The organism is Deltaproteobacteria bacterium (assembly GCA_020848905.1).
Lineage (GTDB): Bacteria > Myxococcota_A > Polyangia.
Map to the genome: position 1 here is coordinate 189,324 of JADLHG010000083.1, position 20,845 is coordinate 210,168.

Below are 20,845 nucleotides of genomic sequence, written 5' to 3' on the forward strand. Positions count from 1 at the left end.
CGATGGGCCCCAAGATCAACGTGGAGTGGAAGGTCCACGAGCACGGACCGATCCGCGAGCTCGAGGAGAATCTCTGGCTCGTCTCGGGGGAGATCCCGGGGCTGCCGATGCCCCTGCGCCGCACGATGACGCTGCTGCGCCTCGCCGACGGGCGCGTGGCGATCCACGGGGGGATCCCCCTCGACGACGGCTCGATGCGGCGGATCGAGGCCTGGGGGGAGCCCGCGCTGCTCGTGGTGCCGAACGGCTGGCACCGCATCGACGCACCGGCCTACAAGAAGCGCTACCCGCAGCTCCGCGTGCTGTGCCCGGCGGGGGCGAGCCAGCGCGTCAGCGAGGTGGTGCCAGTGGACGGCGCGTACGACGCCTTTCCGAAGGACCCGCTGATCGCGGTGGAGACGCTGGAAGGCACGCGCCTGCGCGAAGGGGTGTTCGTCGTGCGGTCGGCCGCGCGGGCGAGCCTGATCTTCAACGATCTGTTCTTCAACCAGGCCCACCTGCCGGGCTTCTGGGGCTTCGTCTACCGCGCGATCGGCTCCACGGGCTCGCCGCGCGTCACCTGGCTCGCGCGGACCGCGATGGTCGAGGACCGCGGAGCGCTCGCCGCGCACCTGCAGCGCCTCTCGGTCGTCCAGGGTCTCGCGCGGCTCGTCCCGGGGCACGGAGAGGTGGTCGAGCAGGAGGCCCCGGCGGTGCTGCTCGCGGTCTCGGCGCGACTCCTCGGGCTGAAGAAGCCGCTCGTCAGTCCGGCTCCCACTTGGCGGTAGTGCTACCGAAGCGGTAGGGGAAGGGGGCCGGCCCCGCGTGGGGAGGGCCCTTGAGGGCCTTCACGAAGGGGGCCACGCAGCGGGCGAGGCGCTCGGCGGCCTTGGCAGCGAGCGGCCCCGTGACCGTCAGGCGCGCGCTCTCCACCCGGCCCTTGGTCGAGACCGGGGCCTCGAGCTGCACGCGATAGCCCGCGCCCAGCGCGAGCCCCACCCATTCGGCACAGTCGCTCATGCCGCCGGTCCACGGGCTGGCCACCCAGCCGAAGGCGGTGCCGTAGGCGCGCCGCTCCTCGTCGCTGCCGAGCGGATAGACGGCGACGGGCCTCGGCTCGGTGCGTCGACCGAGCCTCACGCCGGGGGAGGCCACGAGCACCTGCAGCACGTAGCTCGCCTGCCCCGCGAAGGGCGGAAAGCGCAGCGTCAGGGTGTGTGGCAAGAGGCAGCTCTGGAGCTGCTCGGTGCTGCGCCGCGCCTGAAAGCTCTTCAGCTTGCCGCTCGGCTCGAGCGAAAAATCGAGGCGGTCGTGGAATTCCCCCGACACGAGGCGCTGGGTGTCCACGCAGCGGGCGATGGTGTCCGCGAGAGGCAGCAACCGCTGCAGCGCGAGGACCTTGTACTGATAGAGCCCCTCGAACTTGGACAGGTCGATCGGCGCGGTGGGGCTCGGGCGAAAGGAGACGCCGCGCAGCTCGACCGGTCGACTCACCGTCTCCTTCGGGAGCTGGGCCGAGGCGACCGTCGAGAAGCCGAGGGGCAGCGTCGTGCACGCAACGTAGAGCAGATAGGCGAGGGCTCGCATGCGCGGGACTATATCGGGTGCAGGTCCCGCGCTCCAGCCGTCCCGCGGGATTGCGCCCCGGGGTCCGGCGGCCGTACCGTCTCCGCCATGAAAGCTCGGCGAAGGACGTTCGCGCTCCTCCTCACCGTCGGTGCCGCCCTCGGGCTGCTCGCCGCGGCGCGCGGTCAGCGGCGCCCGTCGCCGAGGCCGCGGATGAGTCCGCTCGCTCGCGGCCCCCTGCCGGCGCGTGCGCTGGCGCCTGGGGAGGTGCAGGTGGGGCGCTATCTCTCCAGCCAGGGTCTTCCTCTCGGGCCGCGTACCCGGGGAAGGCCGGGGGACTACTTCCTGCGCTCGAGCGCGCTCGTCGCGGTGGTGCGGGCGGAGGACGGCGCGCTCGTGGACCTGGCACCGGGACCGGCCTTCGTGGACCGCATCGGCTGGGCCCAGTTTCGCGTCTGCGACAGCCGGGGCACGCACCCCATCGCGGTCGAGCGCTACACGCTCGTGCGGGAAGGGCGCACCGAGCTCCTGCTCGAGGGAGCCGTGCACGGCGGCCCCCGCCTCGAGGTGCAGCTGCGCTTTCGGCTCGACGGCGCGCAGGGGATCCTCGAGCTGGAGACGCGGCTCTTCAATCGGGGCGGCACCCCGCGCTTCGACGTGGAGCTCTGCGACCACCTCGGTCTGACGAACACGCCGCTCCAGCTACCGGGGCTCGGCGAGCTCCGCCCGGGGGGCCAATTCCCCCGACGGGCGAAGGCCCGCTTCGCCGCGCGCACCGAGGGGACCGAGGCCTTCGTGCTGGCGCAGCAGGGATTCGCGCCGCTCGAGCTGGCCGTCGATCCGGCGCACCCCGCGGGGGCCTTCGATCCCGCGATCGACGTGCGCTACGGCAAGGCGAGCCTGCCCCCCGGGGGGAGCCTCGTGCGCACCCGCTGGCTCGTGGCGCAGACGGGCGCGCTCCACGAGGCCCTGGCCACGGCGCTCCGTCGGGCCGGACGGCCGACGAGCTCGTTTCAACTGGATGCGCGAGCGCTTCCCGAGGACGGCCGGGTCCTCGTGCGCCGCGGCGGTCGTCCGTTTCTCGCGACCCGCGTGCGGGGGCGCGCGCGGGTCGAGCTGCCGCAGGACGGGGCGTCGTACGTCGCCAGCGCGCTCCTTCCGGGGGCGGCGGAAGGCTCTACCGTCGCGCTCTCCGCCTCGCGCGAGGTGCGCCTGAAGGTCCCGCGGCGCGGCGCGCTCGCCCTGCGCGTCGTGGACGAGCGCGGCGAGCCGTTACCGGCCAAGGTGCGCCTCGAGGGCCTCGGCGGCACCCCCGACCCGGACTTCGGCAACGCGGGCGGCCTGACCGCGGGGGCGTCGATCTACAGCCTCGGGGCGCGCGAGGTCCGGCTGGCCCCGGGTCGCTACCGTGCGACGGCCAGCCGGGGTCCCGAGTACGGCGTCGCGCAGCTCGCGGTGCAGGTGCGGGCCGACGGCACCACGCCGCTCCGGCTCGCGTTGCGCAAGCTCGTTCCGACCCCCGGGTGGATCGCTGCCGACCTGCACGTGCACTCGGCGGCCAGCTTCGATTCGCCCGATGGGCTCGACGAGCGCCTCGTCTCGGCCGCCGCCGTGGGGCTCGAGCTCCTCGTGGCCACGGACCACAACACCGTGACCGACTACGCGCGGCTGCCCGACCGGGCCCGGACGGCGCCCTGGGTGCAGGCGGTGCCCGGGCAGGAGGTCACGACGGAAGGCTACCTCTTCGGTCACTTCAACATCTGGCCGCTCCCCGACGGACGGCCCCTCGAGTGGGTGCACACGCGACCCGCGCAGCTCTTCGCCGAGGCGCGGCGCCGCGGCCCCTCGGTGCTCGTGCAGGTGAACCATCCCCGCATGGGGAGCATCGGTTACTTCGACCAGCTCGGGCTGGACCCGACGACGGGCCGCGCCACCTCGCCGGAGTACCGCGCCGACTTCGAACTGCTCGAGGTCTTCAACGGAGACGACCTCGATCAGCCCGCCGCCCTCGAGCGCGTCGTGTCGGACTGGTTCGCACTCTTGAACCTGGGGCGGCGCTACGTGGCCACCGCCGGCTCCGACGCGCATCGCCTCCCGGTGCAGGATCCCGGCACACCCCGCACGTTCATCCACTGGCAGCTCGACGCGCGCGAGGATGACGACGCCGTACGAGCCCGGCCCGCGCAGGTCGCGAGCGCGCTCAAGGCGGGGCGCGCGACCCTGACCAGCGGGCCCGTGGTGCACTTCTCCGTCGGGGGAAAACCGCTCGGCGCTCTCGTCCCACTGCCGAAGGGCGGCGTTCCGGCGCTGGTCGAGATCTACGCCCCCCCGCAGCAGGAGCTCCAGCGCGCGGAGCTCGTGGCCAACGGCCGGATCGAGCAGCGCTTCGCGATGGCGGCGGGTCGCTCCTTGCGCCTCAGGCAGCGCCTCGTGCTCCGCCCCGCCAAGGACACCTGGTACGTGCTGCGCGTCGCGGGGGCGTCGGCCGACCCGACCCAGCGTCCACGCCCCGTCCGCCCCTTCGCCCTCACGAACCCCATCTGGGTGGATGCCGACGGGGACGGGCGCTTCACCCCGCCGGGCTCGTAGGGCAGAACAGCCTGGCGCATTCCGGCCCACCGTCGCCGCCCCGCGTCGAGAGACTCAAGTTCGCCCCGGTGCGACCGATGTAGTATGGCGTGATGGTGCGGCTACCGTTGGCCTCTGTGGTTCGAGCGCTCCTCTGCGCGGCGCTCGTGGCAGCTCCAGCTCTCCTCGGTGCAGGCTGCGTCGGGGGGCGGTGTCCTCCGGGTACCGTCTACACCGAGGGAGGCTGCTTTCCGGAGCAGAAGGCCGGCGACGGCGGCCTCCGCGACCGGGGTCTTCCGGCCGACGGCCGGCGTGACGGCCGGTCCGACGGCGGGCCGCTCGAGGATCACCTGGGCCAGACCTGCACGCAGCACTTCCAGTGCGTGGGCAAGGCCGACTTCTGCATGGCCCTGCAAGGCCAGGCCAGTGGGTATTGCACATACCAGGGGTGCAGCACCGCCAAGAACGACTGCCCCGAGCCCTACCGCTGTCTCGATCTCTCGCAGTACCTCATCACCCTTCCGACCGCCTGCGTTAAGATGTGAGCGTTCGATGCTCCGCGTGCTGCCCAGGCTCCTCGTCGCCCTGCCCCTGCTCTCCTCCGTCGCGGAGGCTCAACCCGCGAGCCAGCCCGCGTCGGCGCCCGCCGTCGCCCCGGAGTCCGCGTCCAAGCGCGAGCTCGACCAGCTGCGGCGCGAGATGGAGGTCCTCCGGCGGCAGATCAAGGCCCTCGGGCGCAAGCAGACCGAGACCGAGGAACGGGTCGCCGCGAGCGAAGAGGCGCTGCTCGAGGGGGCCGACGACTCCCGGCGCGAGGAGAAGTTCTCCATCTACGGCTTCTTCGACGTGAGCTTTCACAAGACCTGGCTCCCCTCGGACTACGTCTACCGGGCCTTCACCGAAGAAGATCCGATGTTCGTCTTCGGCAACCTCAACATCTACTTCGACTTCAAGCCCATCCCCGACTGGCGCTTCCTCGCCGAGGTGCGCTTCCTGCTGAACCCCATCGGGGACACGTTCGCCTACGAGAGCGCGATCCTGGGCACGCAGTTCGAGCGGGCCCACACCCGGACGCGCGACCCGTCGGCCTTCAACCAGAACATCGACCTGGGCGGGATCCTCATCGAACGCGCCCAGGTCGAATGGAGCCGCATCGAGTGGTTCAACGTGACGGCCGGCCTCTTCCTCACCCCCTACGGCCTCTGGAACATCGATCACGGCTCACCGGCGCGCGTGGCGGCGAACGCTCCGATCATCTACAACTCGCTCTTTTCGGCCATGCCGGAGCGCCAGCTCGGGCTGAAGCTCTCGGGGCGCATCCCGGTCCCGGGCGTGGAACTGCGCTACGTGGCCACCGTCAGCAACGGTCGCGGGCCGGCGAACACGCTGAAGGACACCGACGTGGACAAGGCCTTCGGTGGACGCCTCGAGTTCTCCAAGTCGGGCAAGGGGTGGCGGCTCAAGCTCGGCGCCTCCGGCTACACGGGCCTCTACACCGATTTCAAGGAGGTCCTGCAGGTCCTGCCGACCCCCGAGCTCCAGCGCAAGACCACTGTCCGGTATCGCGAGACGGCGGTCGCCGGGGACCTCTCGCTCGAGCTCGGGCCGGTGACCTTCGTCAGCGAGGCCATGGCCAACTGGCGCAAGTACGAGGACAACCTCAGGCCCTCGATCCTGATCGGACCGGGGCGCGGGGGTCTCGCGGCCGATCGCGCGGCCTGGGGCTGGTACGGGACGCTGATCTATCAGCTTCCGATCCAGCGCGCGAACCTCCGCCTCTTCTCGGGGGTCTACTTCGTGGATTTCAACGACACCGTCGCGTTCGACAATCTCTTCGTCGTGAGCAGCGGCGTCAACTGGCGCATCGGCGGCGCCGTGTCGGTCAAGGTCCAGCACCAGTTCTGGACCTGGACCCGCCCGCAGCCGAGCTCGTTCATTCTCTTCAGCAACGACGAGGTGCTCGGTTTCGGCAACGGTGCGGTGAACCGCGTTATCACCCAATTAGCGGTCGCGTTCTAGAACGAGGACATGGGCAGGAGCTCGCTGGGTAGGGCGGGGGTGGGGGAGGCGCGCGACCGACGGTCGCGTGGGCGGTGGCTCTTGTCCGCCGTCCTGGTCGTCGCCGCCCTGGCCGGCCCCGCACGCACCGGGGGAGCACCCAAGCCCGGAGGCGCGCACCTCGCGGTGGTCGTACACCCCGTGAATCCGCTGAAGGAGCTCTCGCTCGCGCAGCTCAAGGACATCTTTCTGAAGACGCGCACGCAGTGGGGCCTCGACCGCGCCATCGTGGTCTTCAACGCCGAGCCGCTCTCGCCGCTGCGCCTCTCCTTCGACAAGCAGGTCCTGGGCCTCTCGGGGCAGGCGGCGGCGTCCTACTGGATCGACCGCCGCATCCGCGGACTCGGCATGCCCCCGAAGAGCGTGGGCGCTCCTTCGCTCCTCGTGCGCATCGTCGCGCGCCAGCGGGATGCCATCGGGTACGTGCCGCTCGACAAGGTCGCCGCCGGAGTGAAGGTCCTGCGCATCGAGGGGAAGGCGCCGGGGGAGCCGGGGTACGCCTTGCACCTCGAGGCGCGGCCGTGAGGTTTCGGCGACGGCTGGTTCTGATCCAGGTCGCGGGCGTGGGTGTCGTGGCCCTGGTGGTGAGCCTCTCTCACCGGCAGTTTCGACACGTGGCGGTGCCGCTGATGGAGCAGGGCCTGGCGGCGCAGACCCGTGCGTGCGTCCAGGCCCTGGCCTCCGTGGCGGACGTGGGTCTGGCCGCCGACGATCGAGCTCTGCTGCGCGCGCAGCTCCGGCTGTGCCAGGTGGACGAGCAGGCGAATCCGGACCTCGCCTTCGTCGCCATCCTGAACGCGCGGGGCGTTCCCCTGGTGCAGCTGGGCACCGTGCCGCGCGGCCTCCGGGTCACGAGCGTCCGCGGTCAGCCGGTGCTGGAGCGCTCCGCGCGGGCCTATCGCGCGCACGCCGGGGTGCTGCTCGAGGGCGTCCCGCTCGGCAGCGTATGGGCCGAGCTCCACACGGGGCGCGTCGAGGAGGCGCAGCGGCGCGCGGCGCTCCTCCGCACGGCGGCTCTCGCGTTCACCGCGGCCTCCGGGCTCGCGGCGGTGCTCTTCGCCCTCCACCTGGTCAAGCCGCTGCGACAGATGATCGCTTTCGTGCACCAGGTGGCGCGGGGCAATCTGGAGGCGCACCTCGCGGTCCGGGCGAGCGACGAGCTGGCCATTCTGGCCGTGGACCTGAACCGCATGACGGTGGAGCTCGCCCGGTCGCGCGAGCAGATGGTGCAGGCCTCGAAGATGGCCGCGGTGGGGCAGCTCGCCGGGGGCGTGGCGCACGAGATCAACAACCCCCTGGCGGTGATCCTGGGTTTCGCGCAGAGCGTCTGCCAGCGGCTCCCCGAGGACGACGCGCTCTCCTTGCCGCTTCGATCTATCGAGCGCGAGGCCAAGCGCTGCAAGGCGCTCGTGTCCGACCTGCTCGCCTTCTCGCGCAAGTCCACCGGGCTGCGACAGCCGACGCAGCTCTCGGCGCTCGTTGTCACGACGGCGAGCCTCATCGAGCATCAGGCCCGCCTTCAGGGGGTGCAGGTACGGCTCGACTGTCGGGAGGGATTGCCCGAGAGTCTCGTCGACGCCAACATGCTGCAACAGGTGCTGGTGAATCTCTGCAACAACGCGATCGACGCCATGCCGAGCGGGGGCGAGCTGACCCTGGCCACGCGGCAGACCCCGGCCGGCGACCTCGAGATCACGGTGCGCGATACGGGTGCGGGCATACCGCCGGAGATCCGTTCGCGCATCTTCGAGCCCTTCTTCACGACCAAGCCGGTGGGCAAGGGGACGGGGCTCGGCCTCGCTCTGGCCTACGAGATCGTGCAACAGCACGGGGGCCAGCTCGTCTGCGAGAGCGAGCTGGAGCGCGGGACGGCGATGATCGTGACTCTGCCGGCGCTTCGGAGTCCGGCATGAGAGACGGGCCTGCCGCAGACGCCGCGCCGCGCGCGCACCTCCTCGTCGTGGACGACGAGCGCGGGATCCGCGACCTGCTGGCCTACGAGCTCGGCTACCAGGGCTACGCGGTCGTCACGGCGGAGAACGGGGCGGAGGGGTTGGCCTGGGCCGATCGTCAGCACTTCGACCTCGCGCTCTGCGACGTCATGCTGCCCGGCACGACGGGGCCCGACATCTTGCGCGGTCTGCGGCAACGCCAGCCCGAGCTGCAGGTCGTGATGGTCACGGGCTACCCGAACAGCCAGGTGGCGCTCGAGTGCTTGCGCCTCGGCGCGTTCCATTACCTCGGTAAGCCGTTTCTGCACGACGAGCTGAGCCTCGTGCTGGCGCGAGCGCTCGAGCGCGCGGAGCTCGAGGCGGCGCTGCGCGTGCAAGCGGAGTGGGCGCGCATCGCGACGGCGCTCAGCCCGTGGGCTCGCGTGGAGCGCCTGGTGGACGAGGCGCCGCGGTGGCTGCACTCCGACGGGGTGGCGCTCGTGCGACCCGGGAGCGGCGGAACCTGGGAGCTCCTGAGGTCGGCCCCGAACGGACGGGGGCCCGAGCCCAGGCAGTGGCTCGGGCTGGCCGAGGCCACGGCGCGCCATACGGACCACGCGCCCTTCGTCGTGCCGGAGATCTCGGCCTGTCCGGCTGCGATCGGCGCGCCCGAGCCGCCGCTCGAGGGAGGGGCGCTGGTGCAGTCGCTTCGGGGGCCGGACTGGGAGATCGGCCGGCTCCTCGTCTGGCGCGGCCCGGGACGGATCCGTTTCAGCACGCACGATGCCCGCCAGGTGCGCAGCCTGGGCTCGGCGCTGGCCCTCGCCGTCGACAACGCCACCCTCTACTCCGCCCTGACCGAACGCATGACTACCCTCAACAACCTGCACGACAGGCTGGCGCGAGCGGAGCGCCTGGCGGCGATGGCGCGCCTGGCCAACGGCGTAGCCCACGAGATCAACAACCCCCTCGGGGTCATCGAGCTGCAGCTCTCGGCGCTCGAGGAGCACGTGGAGGTCTACCGACGCCTGTGGGGGCTATCGCGGCGGGCCGCGGAGCGCCTCGCTCTGCTGCCGGACGACGCGTCGCGCGAGCTCGCGGCGGCGCTGAGCGCCGTGGGCACGCCGAGCGGCGTTTCCGAGGCTCTGCTCGGCGAGGACGCCGAGGGGTGCGTACGGGCCTGCCGCGAGAGCGCACGCCGGATCGCGTCGGTCGCGCACAGCTTTCACGACTTTGCCGCCGGCTCGCCGGCCGGCACGCGCGCGGTGGTGGATCTGTGCGAGGTCGTCCCGGAGGCCCTGACGCGCGCCGGTCTGTCCGCCGCGGCCTGCCGGCTGGAGGACCAGTCCTCCGGCGCCGTCCTCGTCCGTGCGGAGGCGAGCGAGGTGCGACGCGCGCTGGCCGAGATCTTCGGCTTCCTGCTGCGATGGGGGGCGGCGAGGGGCCTCGACCCCTCCCACGTCGGCGTGGTGGTGAGCGCGAGCCAGGAGGTGTCGACCCTCCGCTGCGAGCATCGCGCGTTGTTTGTGGAACCGCAGGCCCGCAGTCGATTGCTCGAGCCGGGTCTGGAGATGAGCGGACCTCGGGTCGAGGGTCCCGTGCGGCTCGACCTGAGCCTCGGTCTGGCCGCTCACCTCCTGCAGGCCAACGGCATGCAGCTCTCGGTGGACGTCCAGCCGGAGGCCCCTCTACGCTTCCTCGTGCAGTGGCAGAGCAGGGAGATCGTCCCATGAACGCGCACGACACGCCGGAGAGCGGTGGCGGCGTACTGGTGATCGACGACGAGCAGGGGATGCGCGACATGCTCGCCTTCACGCTGCGCGAGCAGGGCTACAAGGTGGCCGCAGTGGCGCGCGCCGCCGACGGTCTGGCGCATCTCGAGCGCGAGGCGGTGGACGTGGTCATGCTCGACGTGATGATGCCGGAGGTGGATGGAGTGACCGCGCTCCGGCAGATCCGGCACCGCCACCCCGAGGTGGAGGTGATCATGATGACCGGCTACGCGACGATGCAGAGCGCCGTCGAGAGCCTGCGCCTCGGCGCCGCGGACTATCTGAACAAGCCCTTCGAGCTCGATACGCTCAAGCAGGTGCTCCGGCGCGTGATGGATCGCAAGCGGCTGAGCTCGACCATCGCCCTCTACCAGGCGGGGCTCGCCATCTTCGGCATTCGCGAGCCGGTGGAGCTTCAGCGACGTATCGTGGAGCTGGCCATGCGGTCCCTCGCGGCCGACGACGCCTCGCTGGTCCTCGTGGATGCGGCGGGCCGTCTCCGCCTCGTCTACTCCCACGCCCTGCACGGGTCGCGCCCGCCCGCTGAGCCGACGCCGATCGAACGCGGGGTGGCGACGCGGATCGCGGAGCTCAGGCAACCCGCGCTGATTCACGGACCGCTCGACCGCGACCCTCGGTTCGCGGACCTCCCCGGCTCCGAGGACGTGGTCTCGAGCATCGTCTACCCGCTGGTGCGCGAGGGGGCGCTCCTCGGCGTGCTGAACATCAATCGCGGCGAGCGCCGCGAGCCCTTCGGGCCGCACGATTTCCAGCGGGCGACCGTGCTCGCGTCGCAGATTGCCCTCTCCATCGAGAATACGCGCCTCGTCGCCGAGCTCGCGGACCGCGTGCGCGACCTCTCGCTGGCGCAGGGGCAGCTCGTGCAGGCCGAGAAGATGTCCACCGTGGGCCAGCTCGCCGCTGGCGTGCTCCACGAGATCAACAACCCCGCGACCTACGTGGTGGCGAACCTCGAGCAGCTCGGCAACCACCTGGAGGTGATGCGGCAGGTGGTCAGTCACGCGGCAGCGTCGGAGGCTCGCCCCGAGGAGGACGCGTGGGCCGGCGTCGGACGACTCGAGGCGCTCGTGGCCGACGGGCAGGCGCTCGTGGCCGAGTGCGCTGAAGGGGTGGAGCGCATCGTCGAGATCGCGCGCGACCTGCGCTCCTTCGCGCACGTGGGGGAGCGCAGCAGCCGGCGATTCCCGCTGGCCGAGGCGGTCCAGAGCGCGCTCCGGCTGGCGCGAAACCAGCTCCGACAGCACGCCCAGGTGAGCTCCACGCTCGACCCGCTCGCCCAGGTCCAAGGGAACCAGGGGCAGCTCTCGCAGATCTTTCTCAACCTGCTCATCAACGCCGTGCAGGCGCTCGAGGGGCGGCCGTATCACCAGTCCTTGATCGACGTGGGACTCGTGGGTCGCGACACCTGGGTCGAGGCCTGGGTCCGGGACAGCGGCCCGGGAGTGGACCCCGCGGTCAGGCCGCGGCTCTTCGAGCCGTTCGTCACGAGCAAGCCGGTAGGCCAGGGGACGGGGCTCGGCCTCTCGATCGCGCGGGACATCGCGCGTCGACACGGCGGAGACCTGATGCTCACCAGCCAGCCCGGCGAGGGGGCCTGCTTCACGCTGCGCCTGCCGAAGGCCGAAGCCGGGGCCGCGGAGGTGCGTCCTCCGTCGGGGGTCCAGACGGTGCTCTCCCTGCGGCCGATGCGCCTGTTGCTCGTCGAGGACGACGCGTCGCTGGTGGGGCTCCTGCAGCGCACGCTCGGGGCGCGGCACGAGCTCGTCGTGGCGGACGGGTGGGAGGTCGCGCTCGAACGACTCGGAGTCGGTGACGGGCCCGACGTGGTGATCTGCGACCTGGAGCTCCCGGGGATGGGGATCACCGCGTTTCACGGTGAGGTCAGCCGCCGGTTTCCGCGGCTCGCGGAAGGCTTCATCACCATCGCGCGGGGATTGCTCAGCCCCGAGGCGCAGCTCTTCACCGCGGGGCGCACGCACCGACTGCTCGAACAGCCGTTTCAGCTCAAGGAGCTGCTGGTGCTCCTGGCGGAGCTTTCCTAAGCGTCCGCCGCGACACCCGCGTCGTCGGCGGGGTCCTCAGTTCTCCGAGACGACGGTGGGCAAAGACGCCCCGCTCGCCGTCGCGACCAGGCGGCTGATCGCCGCTGCGACCTCGGGCGTGACCTCGAGGAACTGGCAGCCGAACCCGACCCCCTCCACGGCGTGAACCACGCGGGACTTGATGCGCAGCGGAGGCCCGTTCTGGGTCACGAGCTTCAGCATCACCAGCGCGTCGATGGGGGGGCGACGCGCCGCGAGGACGAAGACCCCCCGGTGCCCCACGTCCTCCGTGGTGGCCCAGAAGGGCTCGAGGCTCGCCGCCATGGGCACGACGAGCACGTCGGCGGGCATCTTGTAGCGGGGCGTGAGCCGCCGACTGCCGATTCCCGGCAAGGTCTTCTCGCGGTGTGCTGACTTCGGACCGGGTTTTTGCTCGTCTCCAGGCATCCTGCGCGGGTCCTTCGAGCAGACATCGTCGGGCCATTCCTCGGCCCACTGCACGTTTCCCTGTCGGTACATACGCAGCAACCTCTGCCCTCTGATGAGAAAAGTTGAGGTCCCAGGCCGACCGTCGAGCTCTCCCGGCGAGCTCGCGGCGTGGCCGGAGCTAGCAAAGCAATCCATGTGCCCGGCGCGCGGGCCAACGGATCTCGCGAGGTTCGCGCGCGCACCGCTCGGAAAACTGAGCCCCCGTTGTGCCGCTGTGGACAGAAGTTACCGCTCGGGGCGGGCCCCCTTCACGCGCGGGGCGTGCAAGCCGATGCCAAACTTGCCTAGGTGCCCGGCATCTCGTAGGTTCGGAGCCATGTTGCCTGTATACCGCCGTTGCTCGACCCCTCTTGCCACCTGGTCACTCGCCCTGCTCGTTTCCGTGGGCAGTGGCTGCTCGAACCGATCGTCGTCGACGACGGAGCCGACGCCTCCGGCGCTTAGCATCCGCAACGCCTCGGCCTCGGCCCGTAAGGACCCGAACCCCCAGAAGGGCGCGCCGGCCGCCGCACCGGGCAAAGCCGAGCCCAAGGGGGCGCCCACCTCGCCGCCCGAGGAGCGCGTGGCTGCCGCATCGGGGAGCGAGCTGCGCACGGTCTTTTCGCTCGGGGACAACCGGCTCCTCGCGCACCTCGTTCGGCAGGGGGGGCTCGCGATCCCCCTCGGCCACCCGGGCGTTGCGAAATACCTGAATTTCTCGCGCCCGTGGAACCCGTGGGAGGCGAACCGCCGCGAGGACGGGCGCCGCGTGGCGCTCGCGACCCGGAGCGTGACCTGGCTCAGCTTCCCGCTGACGGCGGCGCAGGCCAAGGCCTCGACGCTGACGCTCAGCCTGAAGAGCCCCGCGGCCCAGGTGCTGCGTGTGTCGGTGAACGGGGGCCGCCCCGAGGGGGTGAAGCTCACGGCAGGCTGGCAGCGGGCCACGGCGCAGCTTCCGGCGGGCGGGCTCAAGGCCGGGGAGAACAAGCTCACCTTCACCTGGGGCGCGGGGGGACGCATGGGGGGCACGCGCGCTTCCGCCGCCGTGGAGTGGCTGCACCTCGGCTCGACGCCTCCCGGCGAGAGCGAGCCGATGGAGCCGGCTGCTCCCGGGGGCCTCTCGCTCCCCGCGAACGGGGGCCTCGCCTACTACGTCTTCCCTTACAAGGGGGCCAAGCTCCGGCTGCGCTACACGGCGCCGCCGGCGGACCGCGCGTGCGACCCGGTCGTGACCATGATCCCCGAGGGGAAGAGCCCCTCGACCGCGCGGCTCGAACCGGTGCGTCCCGGGGCCCCCGCGGAGCTCGTGATCGATCTCGCGCCGATGACCGAGCAGGTGGGGCGCCTCGAGCTCACCGCCACCGGCGCGCGCTGCCAGGGGCTGACGCTCACCGACGGGGCGATCGTGATGCCCGGCCCGCAGAGGACGCTCTCCCGCGTGAAGCCGCCGAAGAACGTCCTCTTCTGGCTCATCGACAACGCGCGCGCCGATCGCTACAAGGTCTACAACCCGAAGACCCGCGTCGAGGCGCCGGTGATCGAGGAGCTCGGCAAGACCGGCACGGTCTTCACGCGCGCCTACATCGCGGGGACCGAGTCGCGCGTGAGCCACGCCTCGATCTGGACCGGGCTCTACCCGCGGCAGCACCGCTTCATCGATCCGAAGGCCAAGCTGGCGCCGAGCTTCTTCACCATGCCCGAGGGGGCGAAGAAGGCCGGGCTCTACACGGCGGCCTGGGTCGCGAACGGCTGGATCAGCAAGTTCTGGGGCTTCGGCGAAGGCTGGGACTACCTGCGCAACACGCTGCACCAGGGGGGGGGCCTGTCGGGCAAGGACCTCGCTGACCACGCCATCCAGTTCATCGGCGAGAAGGGGGGCAAGCGCTTCTTCGTCTACGTCGGCACGATTGACGTGCACGTCTCGTGGCGCGCGCGCGAGCCGTGGCTCTCCAAGTACCACCCCGAGCCCTACAAGGGGCCCTATCAGAAGGCGGTCTGGGGCAAGGACGTGGAGAAGATGGCGGGGGGAAAACAGGTCAGCCCGGCCGACAAGAAGCGCATCCTGGCGGTCTACGACAGCACCGTCTCGTTCAACGACGCGCAGCTCGGCCGCGTGCTGAAGGCGCTCGAGGCGAAGGGGATCCGCAAGGACACGATGGTCGTCGTGACCGCCGACCACGGCGAGGAGCTCTGGGACTTCGGCCGCATCGGGCACGGGCACTCGTGTCGCAATCCGCTCGTGGCCGTGCCCTTCATCGTCCACTACCCGCCGCTCTTCGGCAGCGGCGTGCGCGTGCGCGAGGGCGTGGACGTGCTGTCGGCGATGGGCACCATCTTCGACGCGCTCGGCGTGCCGCTCCCCGAGAACGTGCAGGGAGCGTCGCTCATGCCGCTCGCGCAAGGCGTGGAGGGCGGCTACCCGCGCCCCGCCATGGCCACGCAGTACGAGCTCGCCCACACGATCCGCCTCGAGGACTACAAGCTCTGGGTGGGGGGCAAGGGGGAGCCGACGCTCTTCGACCTGGCCTCGGCCAAGGGCGAGCGCGACGACATCTCCGCCCGGCAGCCCACGGCCACACGCTGGCTGACCGACGCGCTCAGCACCTTCCTCATCTATCAGACGCGCTGGCGGCAAGCCCGCTGGGGCGTGGCCTCGAACCTGCGCGCCGCGATGGCCGAGGACCTCGAGCAGGGCAAGGGCCCCGGGCCGATCAAGCCGTAACGAGACCTCGGCGGCGCTTCCTGCGCGGCGGCGAGGGGGGCCGGCCAGCCATCGGGCCTGGCGATTCCACCCGGCGGGGCTACCGCCACGGGCCCACCGCCACATCGCTCTGTATTCCTTGGTAATGCACCTGCTCGGACCGCGATCTCCGAGGGCTCGCCTGCGTGGCCCGTCGCTTGCACGGGTTCCTCGCCGGTATTCTGCGAGGAGCCCTTTACGCCATGCGCACCCATACCCGTCCCGTACCGCTACTCCTGCTCCTCGGAGCGTTCGGCTCTATCGCCCCCTCGTCGGCCGAGGCCCGAAACGCGGGGTCGCCATCTCCGGCGGCCCAGCTCGAGGCCGTGAAGGCCGACTATTCGGCGCTCTGCCGCGCCCGCGCCAAGCGCTGGGAGCTCCGTCAGCGCCTCGCCGGAAGCGGATCGAGCGGCCTCATCTACTCCGACCGAAGCGGCGTGCCGTGGATGAGCATCTACCGGGAGAACATCCAGGCGTTGGCGACGTGGGGTTCCGAAGCCGAGTGCCTTGCGAAGTCCAGCAATCCAGGCCGGACGCGAGAGGCGATCGCGAGCTGCCGCGCGCAGCTCCAAGGAGTGAACGAGCTGCTCGGCAGCTTGCCCCACGCCGCGACCGGCGGCTTCGTGATCGGCGACGTTTTCAACAATGCGTGGTTGAAAGCTGAAGCCTATCGCCAGCTGACGAGAAAGATGGGGGAGATCGTGGACGCGGTGGACAAGCTCGAGGCCGGCAAGTGCCAGGTCGTCGAGCAGCGGATCGCCCGCAACGAGGCGCTCCTGATGGCGCACGTGGACGAGCAGTACGTGACCGAGCGTCCGCTCGTCCGTCAGAAGCTGCGCGGGCTCAGCGGCAAGGCCCTCTTCGAGACAGCCCTGCGGATGATCGAGCAGGTCAACGACGTGACCCATTCGAAGCAGATCCGGCACGAAGAGGTCGAGCGCGGCGAGGCCCACATGACCGCGAGCGGGGAGGCGAGCTGGGGGGCGGAGGCCGAAACGTTCGGAGAGCTCACGGGCCGTCGTACCGGTCGGTCGCGCGCGGGCGGATCCTCGACGACGCGCATGAGCGCCGACTCCAAGTACACCCGAGACCAGCTGCTGCTGAAGGCGTCGACCTACAAGGTCAACGTGTGGAACGTCCACTCCGGTGGCGAGCAAGATACCGAGGCGCTCACGCCTGTCGAGGCCCGGCTCCTCATCGGACAGCTCCTGGACCTGAGCCAGGTCTACTCCGTGCTCAAGCTGAAGTCGCCGACGCTGGCGGCGCGGCTCACCCCGTGGATCGAACACTCCCAGATCGACTTCGCCGTTCCCGGGGATTACCGGTCTGCGAAGTACACGGTGGGGATGAGTCACGTGGCGCGGGACGCGATCTCTCTCGAGCAGGCGGGAGTGGTCACGCCGGAATTCGCCGGAGAGCTCGACCGATCCTTGCGCCAGCCGCTCGAGGATGCGCTCACCGGAAGCAGCCTGCTCAGGTAGTGCGCCCAGGGCCCGCCGCGGAATAAGCCCCCAAGCCGCTGCGTGAGCGGCGGAGGGCCCGTCACGTCGCGCGGTCGGGTCACGGACGGCGGGGCGCGCGCCGGCCCTGCTGCATTTCTCGCCCAACAATCGATGACCGAATCGCTCGGCGCTCCGCCGGCACGCCATACGCCACGACAACTTCAGATAAAAATTGACCACGGTCAAATCCATTGACACGACGCACCGGAGGGCGCTTAGGTGGGCCAAACAACGACGAGTGCTACATGCGCGCCCATGGTGGGTCGCGGGCATTTCATCGGGCCGAGGGGGAAGGAGGAGTGAATCATGCGTGTGAGAACGTGCGCGGTGTGGGTGGCGCTGCTGGCAGGCTGCGGCGCGCAGGAGCAGGTGGAGCGACCCGCTCCCATCGTGGGAAGCAAGGCGTCGAGCCTGGTGAGTACCTTCCTCAACGACTATCTCGAGATTGACGAGACGACCGCCGGCGGGGACGCGAACCTGATCCTCAACGGCACGAACCAGAAGCCGCAGCCCGTCAACCCGGCCACCACGCCGACCTGGACTGACTGGACCAACGTCAACACCGCGGGGCATCGTTTCCTCGACGTCTCGGACCCCGACACCTCCTCGTTCCCGCGCTCCATCGGCTGCGTCGGCAGCTCGAAGGTGCTGAGCAAGATGGACCTGACCTACGTTGGTCTGGCCAACAACCAGGACTACGCCTACTTCGCCGTGCAACGCGCGAACAACAACGGCGACGCGGGCTACTACTGGCTCATGACCAAGAAGGCCCCTTCGATGCAGGGGCCCGTCGCGCCGTGCAAGGAGGGCGAGTCGCTCCTTCAATACGAGATCGGCCCGAACGACGTGCTCCTCGCTGGGCACTTCCAGCCGAGCGCGAGCCCCTTGCTGCGGGTCTTCGTGGCGCAGAAGGCCGCCACGCTTGATGCCATCGCGGCCATCGACTTCACCGACACCTCGCTCTGGAAGGAGGAGAGCTCGGCCATCGCGGCGGTGGCGGTGAACCGCACGAACACGCCTCCCGGCACGTGGGGGAGCGCGGGCGTCGCCAAGCAGGCTCTGGCCCCGAACGGAGACCTCACCCCCGAGCTGTTCGCCGAGGCGGCGCTCAAGACGTCGATCTTCACCGGTGGTTCGATCTGCGGGGCGAAGTTTTTCGGCACGGTGATCACGCGCTCCTCGGGCTCCGGCGGGACCTCTCCCGACCTGAAAGACTTCTTCGGGCCCGAGGAGTTCAGCTTCGGCAGCGTGAGCGCGAAGGCCGCGTTGACCCCGAGCTGCGGGCTGAGCGTCGGCTTCAGCGCGACGGCCACCGGCATCGACGGCGCGCCGCTGAGCAACGCGATCTGCACCTGGTCCTTCACCGACGGCAACGGAGCCACTGTGGGCAGCTCCGCAAACTGCAGCGGCAGCTTCGCGCCCGCGGCGAGCGGCACGTTCAAGGGGACGGTCACGGTCAAGGACCCGGGCTCGAACTGCTCGGACACCATCACCACTGCCGAGGCCAATGCGTACCCCGAGCTCGTGGTCCAGCCCGTGCTGGCGGCGACCTGCGCGAGCTCGTACACCTACGACGCCGTCGTCACCGGCGGCAGCAACCCGGCCGGCGTGACCTACGCCTGGAGCTTCCCGGGGGACACGCTGCCGACCTCGTCGACCACGAAGAGCGGCGCGGTGAACGTGGGGTCGCCGGGCACCGAGTACGAGGCGCTCGTCACCGTCACCGATCCGCGCACCGACGTCGCGTGCACGGCGGGGGGCAAGGCCAAGGTCCGGCCCCTCGCGCCGCTGGCGATCAACCTCAAGCCCTCCGCGGCGCCGCTGACCTGCGACACGAGCCTCTCGAGCGACGCCGCCACCTACGTGGCGTACCCGTCGGGCGGCAACGGTAGCTACGCCGTCGTCTGGTCGGGCGGCGGGTGCGCGCCGGGCACGAGCTGCACCATCGACCCGGCGGACAACGTCTTCTGCACGGCGGTCCCGGTGAGCGCGAGCGTCTCCGACACGAGCGGCCTCTGCCCCTCGGCGACCTCCGAGACCGAGCTCTACACGAAGACCACGACCATCACGGTCACGAACAACTAGTACCTGGCGAGCTCTGAGCCGAGCGCGCCGGTCGGTTCCCCTTCGCGCCGATCCCTCCTGCACACCACCACCCCCGCGAGGCTGTGACCGCGGCGAGGCGGTGACGGAGTTGACACCTTCGAGCCTCCAGCGCCCACGCGGTTGACGGCCGCTTCACGCCATCCGCCGCAGTCTGCGGGGCGCCGAGCGGCATGACGTCAATCCTCGGCCTTGGTGAGCATGGCCAGGCGGGTGACGTGCACCATGATGAGATCGGTGCGGTCGAAGCAATGCTTGGTCACGCGGCGTAGCGCGTACCCGAGCTGCACGGCGTACTCGACGCAGCCGATCTTCAATATCCCGCCCTGCATCTGCGCGAGGTCGACGTGGTCGTTGGCGCTCGCGATGCGCAGGCGAACCGGCTCGAAGGTGTCGAACCGGTCGCGTTGTTGCCGGCATTCCTTCTGTTCTCGGGGACCGGTCACGTCCAGGGCCGTGACCGTGAGCTCCGGAACGGCGGCGCGTCCGTACTCCTTCAGCGTGCCATGGAGCACGGCGGTGAGGAGCTGCTCGTCTGTGTTGCGCAGGGCCAGGCCGTGTGAGTCCGGCGCGTCGGGCACCGCCACCGGGTCGGGGGCCTTGGTGGACCGGGTCAGCACGACGGTCTGGCCGCTCGGGTCGGCGAGCTCCCAGGGTTCATGTTCGTTGAGACCGCCGACCACGTCGCCTTCCGCGCGAAACGGCTCGCGGAGCACCACGTCGCCGAGCAGGAGCCGCCGGGGCCCACGGGGGTACGGTCGGATGCTTACGACCCGAGCGCGCAGGTGGGTGATCTCATCGCCCCGGTCGCCGAAGCCGGCGATGCCCGCCACGTACGGCAGCACGGCGTCCTTCAAGGTGAACGTCCGCGGGAGCGGGCCCGGCGAAGGGTCAGGGTCGAAGCGACCAACCTTGCCGTAACAGGCGGGGCTCGACCAGGGTGGGTCGGGGACCACCACTGACGTCTCCGAGGTTTGCGGCACGGCCGCCCGGCCGCACGCGCCGAGCAGCGCGACCGCAAAAACAACCCCGGTGCGTGGTAGCCGGACGAAAACAACCCCGGTGCGGGGTCGCCGGACGCGGAACCAGCTCATGGAGTCGATTCATGCAGGTTGCGCACCAGAATGCGCCAAATCGCGTCCCTCCGCTCGCTCCAGAAGCCTACGTGCTTACCGGCCTCGACGGGACGACCCATGCGGGCAGTTACCTCATCCGGGCTGGCCGGCATCCGCACGGTACGGGGCGGGCGTGCGGTCGCAGGGAGGCTGCGGTCAGTTCTCGGCCTTGGTGAGCATGGCCAAGCGGGTGACGTGGACCATGATGAGATCGGTGCGGTCGAAGCAATGCTTGGTCACGCGGCGTAGCGCGTATCCGACCTGCACCGCGTACTCGACGCAGCCGATCTTCAGGATCCCGCCCTCCATCTGCGCGAGGTCGACGTGGTCGTTGGCGCTCGCGATCCGCAGGCGAACCGGCTCGAAGGTGTCGGAGCCGTAGCCTTGGTGTCGGCATTCCGTCTGTTCACGAGGACCGGTCACGTCCAGGGCCGTGATCGTGAGCTCGGGCACGGCGGCACGACCGTACTCGTTGAGCGCGCCGTGCATCTTGGCGGCGAGGAGTTGCTCGTCCTGGTTGCGCAGGGCCAGGCCTTGCGAGTCCGGCGCGTCGGGCACCGCCGGGTCGGGGGCTTTGATGGACCGGGTCAGCACGACGGTCTGCCCGCTCGGGTCGGCGAGCTCAGAGGGCGCGTGCTCCACCAGGACTCCCACCACCTCGGATTCCGCACGAAAAGGCTCGCGAAGGACGACGTCCCCGAGGAGCAGCCGCCGGGGCCCACGAGGGTAGGGTCGGATGTTTACGACCCGCGCGCGCAGATGGGTGATCGCATCGCCCCGGTCGCCGTAGCCTACGATGCCTCCAACGTACGGCAGCACAGCCTCCTTCAAGGAGAACGTCCGCGGCAATGGCCCCGGCGAAGGCTCGGGGTCGAAGCGACCAACCTTGCCGTAACAGGCGGGGCTCGACCAGGGTGGGTCGGGGGCCACCACCGCCGTCTCGGACGTCTGCGGCACGGCCGCCCGGCCGCACGCGCCGA

The 20,845-nt window shown here is 70.6% G+C and carries 15 protein-coding genes; 11 read left to right on the forward strand and 4 right to left on the reverse strand.

Annotation, left to right across the window (positions count from 1 at the left end; translation table 11 throughout):
* Positions 1 to 2 precede the first annotated feature (2 nt).
* The gene (locus IT371_31625; GenBank protein MCC6752241.1) at positions 3 to 767 is read left to right on the forward strand and encodes a hypothetical protein; all 765 of its coding nucleotides are present in this window, start codon (positions 3 to 5) and stop codon (positions 765 to 767) included.
* On the opposite strand, the gene IT371_31630 is transcribed toward IT371_31625, so the two are convergent.
* Complete coding sequence (locus tag IT371_31630) at positions 742 to 1,566, reverse strand: hypothetical protein (protein ID MCC6752242.1); 825 nt, start codon at positions 1,564 to 1,566, stop codon at positions 742 to 744. The two genes, IT371_31625 and IT371_31630, sit on opposite strands and share 26 nt — an antisense overlap.
* Positions 1,567 to 1,653: 87 nt before the next feature.
* Here IT371_31630 and IT371_31635 point away from each other — a divergent pair, with 87 nt between their 5' ends.
* The 7 genes from IT371_31635 (at position 1,654) to IT371_31665 (ending at position 11,937) form a co-directional block, all read left to right on the forward strand.
* Positions 1,654 to 4,134, forward strand: coding sequence for a CehA/McbA family metallohydrolase (locus tag IT371_31635; GenBank protein ID MCC6752243.1), 2,481 nt, complete (start codon positions 1,654 to 1,656; stop codon positions 4,132 to 4,134).
* A gap of 92 nt (positions 4,135 to 4,226) precedes the next feature.
* Positions 4,227 to 4,658, forward strand: coding sequence for a hypothetical protein (locus IT371_31640; GenBank protein MCC6752244.1), 432 nt, complete (start codon positions 4,227 to 4,229; stop codon positions 4,656 to 4,658).
* Positions 4,659 to 4,665: 7 nt separating this feature from the next.
* Entirely contained in the window at positions 4,666 to 6,132 is a 1,467-nt protein-coding gene (locus IT371_31645) for a hypothetical protein (GenBank protein MCC6752245.1), read from the forward strand.
* A 9-nt stretch (positions 6,133 to 6,141) separates the two neighbouring features.
* A complete protein-coding gene (locus IT371_31650) occupies positions 6,142 to 6,696 on the forward strand; it encodes a hypothetical protein (GenBank protein ID MCC6752246.1) in 555 nt (184 codons plus the stop codon).
* Positions 6,693 to 8,084 carry a HAMP domain-containing protein gene (locus IT371_31655; GenBank protein ID MCC6752247.1) on the forward strand — a complete coding sequence of 464 codons (1,392 nt, stop codon included), beginning with the start codon at positions 6,693 to 6,695 and terminating at the stop codon, positions 8,082 to 8,084. Before IT371_31650 ends, IT371_31655 begins: the two co-directional genes overlap by 4 nt.
* The gene (locus tag IT371_31660; protein ID MCC6752248.1) at positions 8,081 to 9,835 is read left to right on the forward strand and encodes a response regulator; all 1,755 of its coding nucleotides are present in this window, start codon (positions 8,081 to 8,083) and stop codon (positions 9,833 to 9,835) included. Before IT371_31655 ends, IT371_31660 begins: the two co-directional genes overlap by 4 nt.
* Positions 9,832 to 11,937, forward strand: a complete 2,106-nt coding sequence (locus IT371_31665; protein MCC6752249.1) for a response regulator — start codon at positions 9,832 to 9,834, stop codon at positions 11,935 to 11,937. Before IT371_31660 ends, IT371_31665 begins: the two co-directional genes overlap by 4 nt.
* Before the next feature lie 36 nt (positions 11,938 to 11,973).
* On the opposite strand, the gene IT371_31670 is transcribed toward IT371_31665, so the two are convergent.
* Positions 11,974 to 12,456, reverse strand: coding sequence for a PilZ domain-containing protein (locus tag IT371_31670; GenBank protein ID MCC6752250.1), 483 nt, complete (start codon positions 12,454 to 12,456; stop codon positions 11,974 to 11,976).
* Between the two features lie 532 nt (positions 12,457 to 12,988).
* On the opposite strand from IT371_31670, the gene IT371_31675 reads away from it, so the two are divergent.
* The 3 genes from IT371_31675 (at position 12,989) to IT371_31685 (ending at position 18,732) form a co-directional block, all read left to right on the forward strand.
* On the forward strand, positions 12,989 to 15,127 hold the full coding sequence (locus tag IT371_31675) for a sulfatase-like hydrolase/transferase (GenBank protein ID MCC6752251.1): 2,139 nt from the start codon (positions 12,989 to 12,991) through the stop codon (positions 15,125 to 15,127).
* A gap of 221 nt (positions 15,128 to 15,348) precedes the next feature.
* Positions 15,349 to 16,626 (forward strand): hypothetical protein, encoded by a 1,278-nt coding sequence (locus IT371_31680; protein MCC6752252.1) that lies wholly within the window; start codon positions 15,349 to 15,351, stop codon positions 16,624 to 16,626.
* 327 nt (positions 16,627 to 16,953) lie between these two features.
* Entirely contained in the window at positions 16,954 to 18,732 is a 1,779-nt protein-coding gene (locus IT371_31685; GenBank protein MCC6752253.1) for a PKD domain-containing protein, read from the forward strand.
* A gap of 197 nt (positions 18,733 to 18,929) precedes the next feature.
* On the opposite strand, the gene IT371_31690 is transcribed toward IT371_31685, so the two are convergent.
* Together IT371_31690 and IT371_31695 are read right to left on the reverse strand one after the other, a co-directional pair.
* Entirely contained in the window at positions 18,930 to 19,844 is a 915-nt protein-coding gene (locus IT371_31690) for a hypothetical protein (protein MCC6752254.1), read from the reverse strand.
* Positions 19,845 to 20,021: 177 nt separating this feature from the next.
* A partial coding sequence (locus IT371_31695; GenBank protein ID MCC6752255.1) for a hypothetical protein occupies positions 20,022 to 20,845 on the reverse strand: 824 nt, incomplete at its 5' end.

Bases quoted from the DNA above. Each gene is read 5' to 3' on its own strand.
- IT371_31685 (MCC6752253.1), top strand. From the start codon at position 16,954: ATGCGTGTGAGAACGTGCGCGGTGTGGGTGGCGCTGCTGGCAGGCTGC.
- IT371_31650 (MCC6752246.1), top strand. From the start codon at position 6,142: ATGGGCAGGAGCTCGCTGGGTAGGGCGGGGGTGGGGGAGGCGCGCGAC.
- IT371_31645 (MCC6752245.1), top strand. From the start codon at position 4,666: ATGCTCCGCGTGCTGCCCAGGCTCCTCGTCGCCCTGCCCCTGCTCTCC.
- IT371_31625 (MCC6752241.1), top strand. From the start codon at position 3: ATGGGCCCCAAGATCAACGTGGAGTGGAAGGTCCACGAGCACGGACCG.
- IT371_31660 (MCC6752248.1), top strand. From the start codon at position 8,081: ATGAGAGACGGGCCTGCCGCAGACGCCGCGCCGCGCGCGCACCTCCTC.
- IT371_31635 (MCC6752243.1), top strand. From the start codon at position 1,654: ATGAAAGCTCGGCGAAGGACGTTCGCGCTCCTCCTCACCGTCGGTGCC.
- IT371_31680 (MCC6752252.1), top strand. From the start codon at position 15,349: ATGCGCACCCATACCCGTCCCGTACCGCTACTCCTGCTCCTCGGAGCG.
- IT371_31690 (MCC6752254.1), bottom strand. From the start codon at position 19,844: ATGAGCTGGTTCCGCGTCCGGCGACCCCGCACCGGGGTTGTTTTCGTC.
- IT371_31640 (MCC6752244.1), top strand. From the start codon at position 4,227: ATGGTGCGGCTACCGTTGGCCTCTGTGGTTCGAGCGCTCCTCTGCGCG.
- IT371_31665 (MCC6752249.1), top strand. From the start codon at position 9,832: ATGAACGCGCACGACACGCCGGAGAGCGGTGGCGGCGTACTGGTGATC.
- IT371_31670 (MCC6752250.1), bottom strand. From the start codon at position 12,456: ATGTACCGACAGGGAAACGTGCAGTGGGCCGAGGAATGGCCCGACGAT.
- IT371_31630 (MCC6752242.1), bottom strand. From the start codon at position 1,566: ATGCGAGCCCTCGCCTATCTGCTCTACGTTGCGTGCACGACGCTGCCC.